Here is a 1,714-nt window from a genome sequence, read left to right as displayed (position 1 = left end):
CACCGATAATGAAATTCCGCAAGAAGAAGTTTATAAACATGTCATTAATTGGGTAGAATAATACAAAGTTTTTATAAGGAGTATTTATTTATGAATAATCATATCAATTTTTTTAAAGTCTCAATATCAAGCTACCTATTTTTGGTAAGCACTGTATTTGCTGCGTGGCCACATGAAGATATTTCTCAAGCCGTGTTTGCTCAATCCGTAAAAGACAGAGAGCCTATTGAGATAATAACAGAAGCCGATAATTCTTTAGGTAAAATCTATTTTTTTACCAATATCCGTCATTTGAAAGGCGATAAAATTACCCATCGCTGGTCTTATAAGGGCAAAGTTAAGGCAGAGATTGATTTTGATATTAAAGGTAATCGCTGGCGTGTGTGGTCAAGTAAAAACCTGTGGCATAGATGGACAGGGCAGTGGAAGGTTGAGGTTGTTAATCAAAATAACCAAGTTTTATTAACAAAAACATTTGAGTATAAAAAAGAAAATGAATAAAGTGGTACTTGCCTATTCAGGCGGATTAGACACCAGCATTATTGTTAAATGGCTACAAGATACCTACCAGTGTGAAGTGGTTACTTTCACTGCCGATGTCGGACAGGGTGAAGAAGTAGAGCCTGCACGCGCTAAGGCAAAAGCCGCAGGTGTTAAAGAAATTTATATTGAAGATTTGCGTGAAGAATTTGCCACAGACTTTGTCTTCCCAATGTTTCGTGCAAATACTATTTATGAGGGTGAATATTTGCTCGGTACTTCTATTGCTCGTCCACTGATTTCCAAACGATTGGTTGAAATTGCCAATCAAGTGAATGCAGATGCCATCAGCCATGGTGCTACGGGCAAGGGCAATGACCAAGTGCGTTTTGAACTGAATGCTTACGCCTTAGATGCCAATATTCAAGTAATTGCCCCGTGGCGTGAATGGGATTTGTCTTCGCGTGAATCGTTAATGGATTATGCTGAAAAACACGGTATTGAAATTGATTATCAAAAGCAAGATAAAAAATCCCCCTATTCGATGGATGCAAACTTATTGCACATCTCTTACGAGGGTGATATTTTAGAAGACCCTTGGGCAGAGCCAGAAGATGATATGTGGCGTTGGACGGTGTCGCCTGAAGATGCACCTGATAAAGCTGAATATGTAGAGCTGACTTATAAAAAAGGTGATATTGTTGCTATTAATGGTAAGGCAATGAGCCCAGCCAGTGTTATGGAAGATTTAAATAAGCGTGCGGGTGCACATGGTATTGGTCGTGACGACATTGTTGAGAATCGTTTTGTGGGCATGAAATCGCGCGGTTGTTATGAAACACCAGCTGGGACAGTAATGCTAAAAGCACACCGAGCCATGGAGAGTTTAACTTTGGATAGAGAAGCGGCACACCTTAAAGATGAATTGATGCCAAAGTATGCCAATATGGTTTATAACGGTTTTTGGTTTGCGCCAGAGCGTGAAATGTTACAAGCTGCTATTGACCAAACACAAGAAGTAGTGAATGGGGAAGTACGCTTAAAGTTTTACAAAGGTAATGTGATCGTGGTTGGTCGTAAGTCTGACAATTCACTCTTTAATGAAAAAATTGCTACTTTTGAAGATGATGAAGGTGCTTATGACCAAAAAGATGCAGCGGGTTTTATTAAGCTCAATGCATTGCGCTTACGCCTTAAATCGTTAAAGTAAGTGCATTAAATTAAGTAATAAAAA

Annotated in this window: 2 protein-coding genes; both read left to right on the top strand. The window is 39.0% G+C overall.

Annotation, left to right across the window (positions count from 1 at the left end; translation table 11 throughout):
* The first annotated feature begins 90 nt into the window (after positions 1-90).
* Positions 91-501 carry a DUF2914 domain-containing protein gene (locus tag BAZSYMA_RS03610; RefSeq protein WP_090715713.1) on the top strand — a complete coding sequence of 137 codons (411 nt, stop codon included), beginning with the start codon at positions 91-93 and terminating at the stop codon, positions 499-501.
* A complete protein-coding gene (locus BAZSYMA_RS03605; protein WP_090715711.1) occupies positions 494-1,690 on the top strand; it encodes an argininosuccinate synthase in 1,197 nt (398 codons plus the stop codon). The genes BAZSYMA_RS03610 and BAZSYMA_RS03605 overlap by 8 nt, the downstream gene beginning before the upstream one ends.
* Positions 1,691-1,714 lie beyond the last annotated feature (24 nt).

The sequence above is a fragment of the Bathymodiolus azoricus thioautotrophic gill symbiont genome (assembly GCF_001298715.1).
Lineage (GTDB): Bacteria > Pseudomonadota > Gammaproteobacteria > PS1 > Pseudothioglobaceae > Thiodubiliella.
Note: the sequence above shows the minus strand (reverse complement) of the source record. Positions and strands in the feature narration are given on the sequence as shown.

Excerpts from the sequence above, each read along its gene's own strand:
- BAZSYMA_RS03610 (WP_090715713.1), top strand. The coding sequence starts at position 91 with ATGAATAATCATATCAATTTTTTTAAAGTCTCAATATCAAGCTACCTA.
- BAZSYMA_RS03605 (WP_090715711.1), top strand. The coding sequence starts at position 494 with ATGAATAAAGTGGTACTTGCCTATTCAGGCGGATTAGACACCAGCATT.